Below are 12261 nucleotides of genomic sequence, written 5' to 3'. Positions count from 1 at the left end.
CCGGTGACCGCCGTCACTGACCAGGACCACACCGAGCACCACGACCGCACGGATCCCCCGGAGGGCGCGGTGGCCGCGAACAACCCGTTGCAGGAGCGTCCCGCCGCGGAGGGCGGGCGCGAGAACGGCCACCCCGGGGAGGCCGCCACCGGCGCGAACCCCGGGGAGGGGGCCGCGCAAGGGGAGCGCCAGGGCCGGGACACCACGGCCGGAGACCGCCCCGACGAGCGGGCGAGCGGCACCGCCGCGCACGCGGAGGACACCGACGGCTGCGGATCCGCGCACGAGGGCCCCGCACGCAGTACGGTCCCCCCGCGTCGCCCGGACGGCGGCCCCGACGGGGGGACGGGACCCGCCGGCGCCTGGGACGACGGGCTGATCGCGCGCCGCGTGGACGAGAACGCGGGAGCGGCCCGGTTCGCCGCGCCGGAGAGCCGGGCGCCCGTCGCGCCGGCCGTGACGTCCCTGTCGTACGACGGGCCGCTGCGGTCGCGGCTGGAGGCGCTGCGCGAACTCGTCGGGCTCTCCCGCGCCCGCCTCGACGGCAGGACGCTCGCCGAGGCGGGCCGGGTCCTGGACGAGGCCGCCGCGCGGCGCAGGCTGTCGGGCCGGCACACCGTCGTCGCCATCGCGGGCGCGACGGGCAGCGGCAAGTCGCAGCTGTTCAACGCGCTCGCCGGCGTGGCCATCTCGGAGACGGGCGTACGCCGTCCGACCACCGCCGCACCCATCGCGTGCAGTTGGAGCGACGGGGCGGCGAGCCTCATCGACCGGCTGGGCATCCCGCCCCGGCTGCGGCGGCGCCCGGTGCAGAACGGCGACGCGGACGCGCAGTTGCGCGGACTCGTCCTGGTCGACCTGCCCGACCACGACTCGGCGGCCGTCCAGCACCGCGAGCAGGTCGACCGCGTCCTCGCGCTCGTCGACGCGGTCGTGTGGGTCGTCGACCCGGAGAAGTACGCCGACGCCGTCCTGCACGAGCGCTACCTGCGGCCGATGGCGGCCCACGCCGAGGTCATGTTCGTCGTCCTCAACCAGATCGACCGGCTGCCCGGCGAGGCCGCCGAGCAGGTCCTGGACGACCTGCGGCGGCTGCTCGACGAGGACGGCATCGCCCTCGGGGAGTACGGCGAACCGGGCACGACCGTGCTGGGGCTGTCCGCGCTCACCGGGGACGGCGTCGGCGAACTGCGCGAGGCCCTCGGCCAGTTCGTGGCGGAACGCGGTGCTCCGGCCCGCCGCATCGCGGCGGACGTCGACGTCGCCGCGGCCGGGCTCCGGCCCGTCTACGCCACCCGGCGCCGGACCGGGCTCAGCGAGGAGGCGCGGGAGGAGTTCTCGGCGCGGCTCGCGGACGCGGTGGGCGCCACCGCGGCGGGCGAGGCGGCCGAACGCGCGTGGCTGCGCAACGCCAACCGCGCGTGCGGAACGCCCTGGCTGCGGCTGTGGCGCTGGTACCAGGACCACGGCGAGTCCGCCACCGGGCGGCTCCCGGCCCGCGCGCCGGCGGACGAGGAGGCCACGGCACGCCAGCGCGTCGAGCAGGCGGTGCGGACCGTGGCCGACCGGGCCTCGGCCGGGCTGCCCGCGCCCTGGGCGCAGGCGGTGCGGGAGGCGGCGGTGCGCGGCTCCCAGGGGCTGCCCGAGGCGCTGGACGAGCTCACCGCGCGCGCCGGACTGCCGCCCGGGCGGCCGCCGCGGCCGGGCTGGTGGCCGGTGGCGGTGCTCGCCCAGGCCTCCATGACGGTCCTTCAGTTCCTGGGCGGGCTGTGGCTGCTGGGCCAGATCATCGGGGTCATGTCACCGAACCTGGGAGTGCCGGTGCTGCTGATGGTGATCGGCATCGTCGGCGGCCCGCTCGTCGAGTGGAGCTGCCGGATGGCGGCCCGCGGTCCGGCGAGACGGTACGGGCAGGAGGCGGAACGACGCCTGAGGGAGGCCGCCGCCGGGTGCGGCCGGGCCCGGGTGCTGGATCCCGTGGCGGCGGAGCTGCTGCGGTACCGGGAGGTGCGGGAGCAGTACGGACGGGTGGTCGGGGCGGGCACCGCGGGGAGGTGACGCAGGGCTGGACCGGGGAGGACGCGCTGCGACAGGGGACTGCTGCTGCGGCGGGCTCGGGAGCGGGGGAACGGAGCTGCGGGACGGGGTGCTGCGGGAGGGCGCGGACGGGCCTGGGCGGGCCCGGGCGGGGCTCGGGCGGAGGAGCCGCGGCCTGGGGGCGGAGCTCGCCGCACCCGTCCGGGTGACGCGGTTTTCCACAGACGGGCGGTGGTCCACAGCGCTCGGCGGGCTCGGCCCGGCGGAGGCAGTCTGGTTCCGCGGCGACCGCGACGGACGCGGTCGCCACGGCGGCGGGCGCGAGACGCGCGGTCGCGGCGGCAGACGCAGCCGTACGGGACGGGCCCGTAGGCGCATTCCGCCCGGAGCCGGGCTCCGGGTGAGGGAGGGGTTGGCGATGAACGAGACGATGGTCTGCGCGGTCGGCAGGGTGGCGACGCAGCCGGTGTACCGGGAGCTGGCGTCCGGTCCGTCGGCGCGGTTCAGGCTGGCGGTCACCGCGCGCTACTGGGACCGCGAGAAGAGCGGGTGGACCGACGGGCACACGAACTTCTTCACCGTGTGGGCCAACCGGCAGCTCGCCACGAACGTGGGGGCCTCGCTGTCACTGGGGGAGCCCGTCGTCGTGCAGGGCCGGCTGAAGGTGCGCACGGAGGTGCGCGAGGGACAGAACTGGACCTCGGCGGACATCGACGCCGTGGCGATCGGCCACGACCTGGCGTGGGGCACGTCGGCCTTCCGGCGCGCGGGAAAGCCGGAGACGGCGTCCGCACCGGCACAGCCGGAACCCGACTGGGAGACCCCGGCCGGGCGGCCCGCCGAGGCCGGGACCCGACAGCCCTCCGGACAAGCCGCCCTGACATGACGTCACCCGGCGCCGGCCGGCCGCGCCGACCGCCCGGCGCCGGAGGAACTGCGGCCCGTCGGCGCCCGCGTACCGGACGTATCCGGGTGGATTTGTCGATAAGCCCTGCTCGCAAGGGGGTTCGGCGATAACGATTCCGAGTCGGATCGGGCACCCGGCGGTCCCGCCGGGAGGCGGGGTCCGCCACGTCCTTAGGATGCCGGGCATAGCTCTCGGGGCTGGAAGATTCTGCTGGTGGGACCGTCCCCCCACGCCAACGGGTCCTGCTCGAAAGGGAATTTGGTGTTTGCTGCGTTCTCTGCGTTGTCCGTACGCGGGCGAGGGGCGACCCGCCTCGGCGCCGCGACCCTGGTGTCCGGGCTCGCCGCCGCCGGGGCGCTGGCCGGCGCCGGACCGGCCGCCGCCCAGGAGGCGGCGCAGGGCCGGGCCGGGGCGACCGCCACCATAGGCGGGCTGAAGACGTACGGCACCGCGGTGCTGCACGGCGAGGACGGGGACCGGCAGCTGCCGGCGGGTCTGTTCGAGATGTCCGTCGAGGGCGGCGGCACCCTGCAGACGTACTGCGTCGACCTGCACAACCCCACGCAGAAGGACGCCCGCTACCACGAGACCCCCTGGAGCGGCACCTCGCTGGGCGCCAACCGGGACGCCGGCCGGATCCGCTGGATCCTGCAGCACTCCTACCCCCAGGTGAACGACCTCGCGGCGCTCGCCGAGAAGGCCGGCGTGCGCGGCGCGCTCACCGAGCAGGACGCGGCCGCCGGCACCCAGGTGGCCGTCTGGCGCTACTCCGACGACGCGGACGTCGAGGCGCTCGACCCGCAGGCCGAGCAGCTCGCCGACTACCTGGAGAAGAGCGCCCGCGACCTCCCGGAGCCCCAGGCGTCACTGACCCTCGAACCGCCCGCGGTCTCCGGCCGCCCCGGCGAACGGCTCGGACCCGTGACGGTGCGCACGAACGCGCGCGGCGTGACGGTGTCGCCCCCGGCGGACGCCGCCACCAGCGGTGTGCGCATCGTCGACGCGACCGGCAGGACCGTCACGTCGGCCGAGAACGGCAGCCGGGTGTTCTTCGAGGTGCCGCAGGACGCGGCCGCGGGCACGGCCGAACTGACCGTGCAGGCCTCGACCACCGTCCCCGTCGGGCGGGCCTTCGCCGCCGAGGGCCGCAGCCAGACGCAGATCCTGGCCGGCTCCAGCGAGTCGACGGTCTCGGCCGCGGCGGGCGCCGCCTGGGCGGCGAAGGGAGCGATACCCGCGCTGTCCGCGGCGAAGAACTGCCCCGGGGGCGGGGTGGACATCACGGCCACCAACGCGGGCGACCAGCCGTTCACCTTCGAGCTGGCCGGGACCGGGCACACCGTTGCCGCGGGCGGCTCCCGGACGGTGACCCTCCCGCTGCGGGAGGACCAGGCGTACGACTTCACCATCCGGGGGGCGGGCGGTTTCGAGCAGCGGTTCACCGGCATGCTCGACTGCCGGACGCGGGCCGCCGAGGGCGGCGCCGCCCCGCAGACCCTCGGCGAGCCGAGCCCCGCCACCGTGCCGGGCAACGCACCCTCCACCAACCTCGCCGCCACCGGCTCCTCCGAGGCCACCCCGTTGATCGCCGGCACCGCGATCGCCCTGGTCGTGCTCGGTGGCGCGGCCCTGCTCGTCGCCCGCCGCAGGCAGACCCCGCCGCGGCACTGAACGCGACGGCTCCCCGGCACACCGGCGGCGGGGACCCGGGCGACCACGGCGCGCCGACGCTCCGGTGGCCGCCCGCAGGCGCCCCGCCCCGGACCGGCCCGCCGCACCGGACGAGGGAGGGGGCGCCCGCGTCCTCCCGTCGCCCGTGCCGGTGACCCGGCCGGGCGCAGCCGGGCGCAACGGCACCGAGCAGCGGCGAAACCCCAGGTCAGGGCCGCCCGGCCGCACGCGTTTCCACCCAGGGCTGGCCGTACGGCAAGATGGGGTGTATCTGCCCACTGCCAGATTTCAAGCTGCCGGACGGTTTCTCTTGGCTGAGTTCATTTCAGCCGAGCGCCGTCCGGCGTGGTTCGTTTCGGACCCTTGCGGTACGCCTACGCTGCGTCCGAGCCGTCCGGGTATTCGTTGTCGTACGGGTCGGGAGCGGTCAGTTCGGTCACGTTCGTGACCGGAGATGTGACCGCCGATTGCTCCAGGTCGTCGACCAACTGCGCGGCCAGCGCCTTGATGCGGGCCACCCGCTCGTCACGCTGCTGCATGTCGACCTTGTGGACCGCCGGCGCGTCCAGACCGAACAGCTTCGCGCGGCGCTCCGAGATCCGTACGGCCTCCCGTACCGACTCGGTCTCACCCTTCATAGCGTGTGGCCAGACGGCCCGCAGCAGCATGTCCAGCCGCACGCCCTCGATCACGCGAAGCTGAGCCGCGGACGGGTCCGCTCGGGCCGCGAGCGCCCGCTGTACGAGCTTCCGGGCCCCCGACTTGTCCGAGTAGCCCAGCGCCGCGGCGATCTCGGAATACGTCTTCCCTTCGGCCGCCAGCTCCAGCGCCTTCACCTGCCGAGCGTCCTCGGCCAGCTTCCGCCCCATCATGCCGCCGGGACGTACGCGCCCTTGACGACCGCCTGCGGCACGTCGACCGCGAAGGCAACGCGCGTCTCGGCGAGGATCGTCAGGATGTTGCTGATGAAGTCGTTCCCGTCCGAGTCGGACATGAGGAGCGTGGCGGACTGCCGGGTGTAGAGGGTGGCCGCCTGGACGAAGTCCCCGATGAGGAACGTCCCCGCGGGGACGGCCGTGGTGACGACAGCCGGCACACCCCACAGCTGCGGGGACATGGCGCTCTGGATGTTGGTCGCCACCCGGAACGTGTCGTCCTGCGTCGTCGACAGCTCGATGTCCTGCCAGTCGGTCGGGTGGATCACCAGACCCGTGGGAGCAAACCCGGCGATCTGCGCGATGGTGATGGCCCGCCGGATGGCGTCTTCCTTGGCCATCGTCTGACCGGACCCCGGGACGTACGTGGTCAGGCCCGGGGTGTTCAGCAGGCCGAGCAGGTTGGCGCCTGCCCCGTTGCCGTTCATGAGCTGTTGGTCCAGGCGCTTCTGGAGCCCGACCATGAGCCGGTTGTTGATGTACCCCGTGAGCTGTGCGTTGTCGTCCGCGGCCTGCCTGGAGATCTTCACCCAGTGCGCGACGGTCTTGGGCGTGACCGTGCGCGTGTCCAGGTTGATGGAGGACTCCGGCTTGACCGCGCCTTCCTGCACCTCAGCGGCGGCCAGCGTGCCCGTGCCGAGGTCGACAACCTGCTCGATGGCGGACCCGCTCATGCCGGCCTGCGCGAACAGCGCGGCCACGGTGAGCGGGTAGTCGGGCTGGAGCTGCTTGATGCCGGCCGGACGCTCGACGGTGGCCACGCCCGGGGCGCCGGTCGTGATGGCGGCCCGTACGTCGACCTTGACCTTCCCGGCGTAGCCACCGCGGCGGTACGCGGCGAACTCCGGGGAGTTGCGGAAGTCCTCGGCCGTGACGCCCGCTGGTACGTGCCGTACGTCGTCGTCACCCGCGAGCGTCAGCAGCCGGTTCCGGCGGGCGCCCCGCTCGATGAGCTGCCGCACTTCGGCGGCTTCGTCGAGCAGCGCGTCGACGTCGCCGTCGAAGTTGGGGTCTTCCAGCTGCCGGGAGATGCGGTCGCGGCGCTGCTCCAGCGTCTCGGCGCCGCCCTTGATGGGGTAGATCGGCCGGCCGTTCCGGCGGAAGCCGAGAGGCTTCGGAAGGTACTGCATGGGTGTCTCCTGCAAGCCGCGGTGCGCGCTCCAGCGCGGCACCGAAGAGGGAGCGCCCTTGTTCACGGCCGGTGGCGCTACCGGCTACGCGGGGCCTGTACGAGGGTGTCCCGCTCCCGTGGCTTGTACGGGCGGTACGGGGACCCGCCGGGGCCGTCGTCCCCGCTGTAGACGGACCAGCCGCAGGGGGTACGAGGGCGGCCGGGGGCTTTCACGTCCGGTCCCGGCGGCCCGGATGAGTGGAGGGTAGATCGATTGTGCGGTGTCGTGCGGGCGGGGGCTGCAATTCGCCCTACTGGGGACACACCGACGCCCGCCCGGGCCGTCGTCGGACGGGCGTCGGGCGGGCGTCAGGTGAGCAGAGGCGGGCGTCAGGCGGCCGTCTGGAAGCCGTCGTGACGGGCGACGACGGGCGACGACGCCCCGTCGAGGGCGAGCAGCAGCCAGGCCAGCGTCAGCGGCAGTGCGTCCGCTTTCCGCTCGTTGCACGGCGCGCAGGCCAAGACGAGGTTCCGCGGCCGGCTCATCCGCCACACGCTCCACGGGATGTAGTGGTCCAGGGTCGCGCTGCTCAGGTCCCCGGGCGGGAACGGCGTCCGGCAGTAGTGGCAGTGCGCCCCGTCCCGCTGCGCCACGTAGGCCAGGATCGTCCGGCGGGTCTGGCCGGTGAGCGGGCAGCCCTTGCGGCGGCTCACTGCTCGGCCGCCGGGGGCTCGGGGGTGCTCTGCTCGGCCGCGTCCAGGACGGCGAGCGCGGCCCGGATCGCCTGCTCCAGCTCGCCGATGCGGGCGCCGAGGTTGCGCACGAACCCGCTGTCGATGCGGTGCCGGCCCGGTTCGGCGGGCGGGAGCGCGCCTCGCAGGATGCGTGCGGCCAGGGCGAGCGCCTGCGTCTCGCTGATCATCGGTCGCCCTCCTTCCCCTGCTGCGCCGCACGGCGTGCCTCGCTCAGCATCGTGAACTGCCGGCCCACCGGGGCGCTGCTGTCGATCTGCGGCCAGTCGCCGTCACACCAGGCGGCGAGCTCGACGACGACGCGCAGGCCGTCGACGAGAACCACCGTCTTGCAGTGCGCGGCCGGGCTGCCCTCGGCCGGGGCGGGTCGCCCGCGCAGCGCTGCGCGGGCGACGGAGACCAGGGCGGACTGGATGGAGGGCAGAGCCTCGGCGAAGTCGTTCGGGGTGCTCATGCCTGCTGCCCTCCGATGCGCTCGATGCGGACCACGGTCGTGATGCGCACGCCGCGGGTGACCCGCTCCCTCCGGTCTTCGGTGAGGGTGTCGAGCGGGTTCACGTCGAGCGACGACACGTAGTCGTCGAGCGTCTCCAGCGCCATGGCGTGGGTGGCGGCCACGTACTCGCGGGCCTGGGTAGGGTTCTGCATGGGTCGGTCCTCCGGTTGGGTCGGAAGGGCTGATCAAGGCGTCGTCGCGGTGTTCGCGCACTGCGGCGGCGCCGTCCTGCGTTTGGTGCGGTGTGCACCTAACCCCTTCTGAGAGGGGGCGGGCGGCCGGTAGATGTTGGGGTAGACGGCCGGTAGATGAGCGGTAGATCCGCAGGTAGATGGGGTGGTAGATGCCCCGACGGTGGGGGAGGGGAGGGGTTGTCGATCAAGGGGCGTCGGGCAGGTGGTCGGCCGGGTCCATGCCGGCCGCGACGAACGCCCGGGCCAGCGCGGCGTACTCGGCCCGCAGGGCTTCCCGCTCCAGGGCGAGCAGCCCGTCGAGGGCCCGCCAGTCGGCGGGCGTCGCCCGGGCCGCCAGGGCGAGCGTCGAGGACGACGCGGCCCCCTGCTCCCCCAGCGCGGCGTACAGCGCGCTCACGAGCGCCGAGTCGACCGGCTGCGCACCCCGCTCGGGGACACCGTTTTGCCCCGGTTCTACGTCCATGGGTTCGCTGTCCTTTCCCAATCCACCCGCATTGACCTGCGGGTTTCGGTTGCTGGTCACGTTCTTGGTCACCTTCACCCCACTCGGGGGCGTGTCCGGGCCATCTGGTGTCCGGACGGGGCTGTTGGTTGTGGGGCAGTTGGTCAGCACATGACGTGCCGGTCGTTGCCCTGCTGAGCCCATACGGGGTCAAGGGGGTTGCCGCATCCGGCGCAGTTCGGTCCGGTCGACACCACCGGTCCCCTCCCGAGAGAGGAGGGGGGGACCGCCGGTGTGGGGGGTGTGGTCCTGCCCGGTCCCGGAAGCGGCCCGGGACCGGTCTCATCTGCCGTTTCAGTGGGTCCGGTCCCGGAGTTCAGGACCGGAAGTGTTACCGGCGGGTAGGACCGGTTGGCGGACCGGTCCTTCCGGATGCGGGCAACCTCGGTCAGCTTGTCGTTCCCGGCCCGGACGCCGAGGCGCTGGCACTCCTCGGCGAGGCGCCGACGACCGTAGTCGTTGGGGACGCCGGCCGCGTCGAGGCGAGCGACGATCCACTCGACGGTGCCCTCGGCCGGGGGGCGGGCGGGGGAAGCGTCGAGGGGTTCCAGGACCAGGGACGTGACCGGGCGTCCGTCGGGCTTGTACTCGCCGTCGAGACTGATCTTCCGCAACTGGAAGTCCAGCCCGTCGTCCTGGTCCTCGTCCTTCTGCTTCCCGGACTTGATCGTGAGGACGGTGTTCGACAGCCGGTCTCCCTTCCGCGTGATCTTCACCTCCGACTGCAACGCGGCCTTCACCGCGCTGGAGCCGCGGCCGTGCTCGCCGACGTGGCCCGTGTGGTGTACGACCGCCACGCACGCGCCCGTGGCGGTGCGCAGCTGGTCCATGCGGTCGACGACCTGCCCCATCTCCTTCGCGGAGTTCTCCTCGATGCCCTGCGTCACCCGGGCCTGCGTGTCGATGCCGATGAGCGCCGGCCGGATCCTCCGCATCACCTCGATGAGCACGTCCCACTCAGGGCTCATGGCCTGCACGGGCCGGGGCAGGAACAGCACGTTGGCCATGTGGAGACCGTGGTGCTGCTCCCACGCCCGGACGCGCTTGCGAATGCCCTGCTCGCCCTCGGCGACGAGGTAGACGACGGTTCCCTGTCGGACGTACTGGCCGTGCCACTTCCGCCCGGTGCCGACGTGCCCGCACATGTCGAGCAGCACGAACGACTTGAAGGTGCCGGACGGGCCGACGAACCGGGCCAGGGTGTTCAGGGCCAGCAGGTCGCCTACTAGCGGCTCCAGGGGCGGAATCTTGTCCAGGCCGTCCGAGTCGAGCAGTTCACCGAGCAGAGCGTTGACGCTCGCCTCGAAGTACTCCTCTGACGACATGGTCTCGGGGTCGGGCCTCCGGTGTTCTTCCGGCAGCCACAGGCGCCCCGGGGACGGGGCCGCCGACGGGGCGTCGAGGCGTCGACGCTGGTAGACGGGCGTCGACGCCTCGTCGTCGGGCGTCGTCGGGGCGAGCGACGGCGAGGCGTCGCGGGCCGGGACGTGCCGGCTCGCTCCCCTCGGCCACGCTCCGGGGCGCCGTGGTTCGTCGATCACTTACGCGAGATCCGTTCGAGGTTGGACGCCTCCCGGTACCGGGGACAGCAGGCGTCGCGGGGGGTTACGTCGAGTCGGGCCTGTACCTCTTCGAGCGTCCAGCCGTTGGCCATCAGCGCGTTGGCGTGGGCCCTCAGCTCGGCCTCGGTCAGCCCGTACGTGCTGGGGCCGTCGGGCTTCACCAGGGCGTCCAGGGGGTCCCGGTGGCCGGACGGAAGGGGCGGGGTACGGTTCGCCGCCAGGCGGCGGCGCCGAAGCGCCGCCGCCACGTCGAACGCTTCGCCCTTCACCCGCGCGCCTCGTAGTCGTCGGCGGCGATCTCGTCCGCGCGGTCGCACAGCGCCTCCAGCCGGGCCGCGAAGCCGCGCATCTCCGCGACGATCTCGCGGGCCTTGGCCGGGGTGACGGTGCCGGTCGACGTGCCGTAGTGGAACCACAGCTCCGTGAACCGGCCGTCGACCGTCCCACCGGGCCCGAACAGGCCGTCCTCCTGCTGTACGGGCGCCAGGCGCTTCCAGTCGGTGACGACGACCTCGGCGGCGAACAGCGGTGTCTGCGCGTTCTCGGAGTCGCTGGCGATGTCGTCGATGTCCCGGGCGGCCGACTCGACCGGGGCGGTGCGCCAGGCGCCCAGGCCCTCGTCGTAGGTGAGGGTGCGCTGCGCCTCGGTCAGCAGGCCGGCGGGCTCGGCGAGGAGCGCGGCCACCGCCGGGTACTGCTCGGCGATGTAGCGGTCCGCGGACTTGATGGCGGCCTGCTGCTCGGCGGCCTCGTCGCCGACGAGGAACGGCACACGGCCGGTCGGCGCGGTGGCGGTCAGGCGGGGGAGGGTCGTACGCTTCGGCATTGGAGCTCCAATCGACGGCGGCGCAACGGGTGTGCGAGACCCGCGCCGCCGTTCGGCTGTTCAGGACTGGACGGTGGAAGGCGCTTCGAAGGACGGGATCGGGGCGGCCACCTCGGTCCCGTCGTCGTTCCGGGCGTGGTCGAGCCCGAGCAGGCGCCGCAGTTCGGCGGTGGGGATGAAGAGGCGCCGGCCGATACGGATGCTCGGCAGGTCACCCCGCTTCATCGCGTTCCACGTGGCCGTGGGGCGGAACTGGTCGGGCATCGCGGCGCACAGTTCTTCCCTGGTCATCAGCGGTTTCTCTTCCGCTGAGGGGAGCACGCCGCGCCCCGCACTCGTTCGCTGCGGTTCGTTTCGCATGCCTTGAACGTACGCTAGTTGTCAGCTAGTTTCAAGGTGTTCACACAAGCAGGATTTAGAGGGGGGCGGGTGACGTATACACAAGCGGTAAACCCGGTAGCCTTGCGCCATGACCGTGGACACGCCGTTTCCGCACCTCACGCGCCTTTCCCGCAGGTGGGCCGCCCTCGTGCTGTACGCCGTGGCGCACGGCGACGCGCAGCCGGTCGACGTCTCGGTCCGGCTGCTGCCGGACTGCGACTGCCCGAAGGACTGTCCGCACACCGCGGAGTACCGGGACTACCTCGAGCGGCGCGCGGCGTACGAGGAGCAGGGCGTGCCCGTGACGCCGGTCGAAGTGCTGGCGCCGGAACCGTGCGGCTGTCCGGACGTGCCCGCCGTCACCTGCCCGCACGTGCCGGCCGCCCGGGACTTCCTGGGCGGCCTGGAGATCCGCGAGTACGCGGCGACGATGGCGCTCGACGACGTACCGCCCGGCGGTCTGGCGCAGCGCACGCTCAACTCCCTGTCCTTGGAGGAAGGGCGGAAGCGGGTGCGCTCGCAGCTCATGGGGGTGTCCGTCGACCAGACGTCGCCGGCGGTCCGCGAGCGTCTCCGGAAGACGTACGCGGACCGCCTGGCGGAGCCGGTGAAGCGTCAGGGACGGCCCGCGCGGGACCCGTTGGAGGCGCTGCGCCAGTGTGCGGCCGTAGAGGACGGGTACGCCCGCGGGCTCACTCTTGACCAAATCGCGGACGGGCTGGGCACGTCGCGCAGCAAGCTGAAGGGCGCCCTCGACTGGGCGCGGCAGCAGGAACCACCACTGTTCAGCACCCCCGGGCGGGGCCGCCGTGGCGGCGCGCTCACGCCCGAGGGGCGCACCCTCCTTGCCGAGTTGGGGGGTGCCGACAAGGAGGAGTGACAGGCC

The 12261-nt window shown here is 73.5% G+C and carries 15 protein-coding genes; 4 read left to right on the top strand and 11 right to left on the bottom strand.

Translation table 11 applies throughout. The features are described from left to right. Positions 1-3 precede the first annotated feature (3 nt). The 3 genes from AB0L29_RS08210 to AB0L29_RS08200 all read left to right on the top strand — a co-directional run bounded on the left by AB0L29_RS08210 (position 4) and on the right by AB0L29_RS08200 (position 4615). Complete coding sequence (locus tag AB0L29_RS08210; RefSeq protein WP_365824602.1) at positions 4-2058, top strand: YfjP family GTPase; 2055 nt, start codon at positions 4-6, stop codon at positions 2056-2058. Positions 2059-2455: 397 nt separating this feature from the next. Continuing rightward, on the top strand, positions 2456-2923 hold the full coding sequence (locus AB0L29_RS08205; protein WP_365824600.1) for a single-stranded DNA-binding protein: 468 nt from the start codon (positions 2456-2458) through the stop codon (positions 2921-2923). Between the two features lie 282 nt (positions 2924-3205). Next, complete coding sequence (locus tag AB0L29_RS08200) at positions 3206-4615, top strand: Cys-Gln thioester bond-forming surface protein (protein WP_365824598.1); 1410 nt, start codon at positions 3206-3208, stop codon at positions 4613-4615. 374 nt (positions 4616-4989) lie between these two features. Here the strand turns inward: AB0L29_RS08200 and AB0L29_RS08195 are convergent, their stop codons facing one another. The 11 genes from AB0L29_RS08195 to AB0L29_RS08145 form a co-directional block, all read right to left on the bottom strand. Then, a complete protein-coding gene (locus AB0L29_RS08195; RefSeq protein ID WP_365824596.1) occupies positions 4990-5487 on the bottom strand; it encodes a hypothetical protein in 498 nt (165 codons plus the stop codon). Further along, complete coding sequence (locus AB0L29_RS08190; protein ID WP_365824594.1) at positions 5484-6680, bottom strand: phage major capsid protein; 1197 nt, start codon at positions 6678-6680, stop codon at positions 5484-5486. Before AB0L29_RS08190 ends, AB0L29_RS08195 begins: the two co-directional genes overlap by 4 nt. 371 nt (positions 6681-7051) lie before the next feature. Beyond that, the gene (locus AB0L29_RS08185; RefSeq protein ID WP_365824592.1) at positions 7052-7375 is read right to left on the bottom strand and encodes an HNH endonuclease; all 324 of its coding nucleotides are present in this window, start codon (positions 7373-7375) and stop codon (positions 7052-7054) included. After that, positions 7372-7584: a hypothetical protein gene (locus tag AB0L29_RS08180; RefSeq protein ID WP_365824590.1), complete on the bottom strand. Its 213-nt coding sequence runs from the start codon at positions 7582-7584 to the stop codon at positions 7372-7374. Before AB0L29_RS08180 ends, AB0L29_RS08185 begins: the two co-directional genes overlap by 4 nt. Next, positions 7581-7868 (bottom strand): hypothetical protein, encoded by a 288-nt coding sequence (locus AB0L29_RS08175; RefSeq protein ID WP_365824588.1) that lies wholly within the window; start codon positions 7866-7868, stop codon positions 7581-7583. Before AB0L29_RS08175 ends, AB0L29_RS08180 begins: the two co-directional genes overlap by 4 nt. Beyond that, positions 7865-8062, bottom strand: a complete 198-nt coding sequence (locus tag AB0L29_RS08170) for a hypothetical protein (protein ID WP_365824586.1) — start codon at positions 8060-8062, stop codon at positions 7865-7867. The genes AB0L29_RS08175 and AB0L29_RS08170 overlap by 4 nt, the downstream gene beginning before the upstream one ends. Before the next feature lie 226 nt (positions 8063-8288). Then, complete coding sequence (locus tag AB0L29_RS08165; RefSeq protein ID WP_365824584.1) at positions 8289-8567, bottom strand: hypothetical protein; 279 nt, start codon at positions 8565-8567, stop codon at positions 8289-8291. Between the two features lie 143 nt (positions 8568-8710). Further along, entirely contained in the window at positions 8711-10147 is a 1437-nt protein-coding gene (locus AB0L29_RS08160; protein WP_365824582.1) for an AAA family ATPase, read from the bottom strand. Next, positions 10144-10437 carry a hypothetical protein gene (locus tag AB0L29_RS08155; protein ID WP_365824580.1) on the bottom strand — a complete coding sequence of 98 codons (294 nt, stop codon included), beginning with the start codon at positions 10435-10437 and terminating at the stop codon, positions 10144-10146. The genes AB0L29_RS08160 and AB0L29_RS08155 overlap by 4 nt, the downstream gene beginning before the upstream one ends. Next, positions 10434-10994: a hypothetical protein gene (locus AB0L29_RS08150; RefSeq protein WP_365824578.1), complete on the bottom strand. Its 561-nt coding sequence runs from the start codon at positions 10992-10994 to the stop codon at positions 10434-10436. The genes AB0L29_RS08155 and AB0L29_RS08150 overlap by 4 nt, the downstream gene beginning before the upstream one ends. A 60-nt stretch (positions 10995-11054) precedes the next feature. Further along, positions 11055-11285, bottom strand: a complete 231-nt coding sequence (locus tag AB0L29_RS08145; RefSeq protein ID WP_365824576.1) for a hypothetical protein — start codon at positions 11283-11285, stop codon at positions 11055-11057. Positions 11286-11463: 178 nt separating this feature from the next. On the opposite strand from AB0L29_RS08145, the gene AB0L29_RS08140 reads away from it, so the two are divergent. Then, positions 11464-12255, top strand: coding sequence for a hypothetical protein (locus AB0L29_RS08140; protein WP_365824574.1), 792 nt, complete (start codon positions 11464-11466; stop codon positions 12253-12255). Positions 12256-12261 lie beyond the last annotated feature (6 nt).

It is taken from the genome of Streptomyces sp. NPDC052701 (assembly GCF_040678355.1).
Classification (GTDB): domain Bacteria; phylum Actinomycetota; class Actinomycetes; order Streptomycetales; family Streptomycetaceae; genus Streptomyces.
This window is presented reverse-complemented; position numbering and strand designations above follow the sequence as displayed.

Excerpts from the sequence above, each read along its gene's own strand:
- AB0L29_RS08165 (WP_365824584.1), bottom strand. The coding sequence starts at position 8,567 with ATGGACGTAGAACCGGGGCAAAACGGTGTCCCCGAGCGGGGTGCGCAG.
- AB0L29_RS08195 (WP_365824596.1), bottom strand. The coding sequence starts at position 5,487 with ATGATGGGGCGGAAGCTGGCCGAGGACGCTCGGCAGGTGAAGGCGCTG.
- AB0L29_RS08140 (WP_365824574.1), top strand. The coding sequence starts at position 11,464 with ATGACCGTGGACACGCCGTTTCCGCACCTCACGCGCCTTTCCCGCAGG.
- AB0L29_RS08180 (WP_365824590.1), bottom strand. The coding sequence starts at position 7,584 with ATGATCAGCGAGACGCAGGCGCTCGCCCTGGCCGCACGCATCCTGCGA.
- AB0L29_RS08175 (WP_365824588.1), bottom strand. The coding sequence starts at position 7,868 with ATGAGCACCCCGAACGACTTCGCCGAGGCTCTGCCCTCCATCCAGTCC.
- AB0L29_RS08170 (WP_365824586.1), bottom strand. The coding sequence starts at position 8,062 with ATGCAGAACCCTACCCAGGCCCGCGAGTACGTGGCCGCCACCCACGCC.
- AB0L29_RS08145 (WP_365824576.1), bottom strand. The coding sequence starts at position 11,285 with ATGACCAGGGAAGAACTGTGCGCCGCGATGCCCGACCAGTTCCGCCCC.
- AB0L29_RS08205 (WP_365824600.1), top strand. The coding sequence starts at position 2,456 with ATGAACGAGACGATGGTCTGCGCGGTCGGCAGGGTGGCGACGCAGCCG.
- AB0L29_RS08150 (WP_365824578.1), bottom strand. The coding sequence starts at position 10,994 with ATGCCGAAGCGTACGACCCTCCCCCGCCTGACCGCCACCGCGCCGACC.
- AB0L29_RS08190 (WP_365824594.1), bottom strand. The coding sequence starts at position 6,680 with ATGCAGTACCTTCCGAAGCCTCTCGGCTTCCGCCGGAACGGCCGGCCG.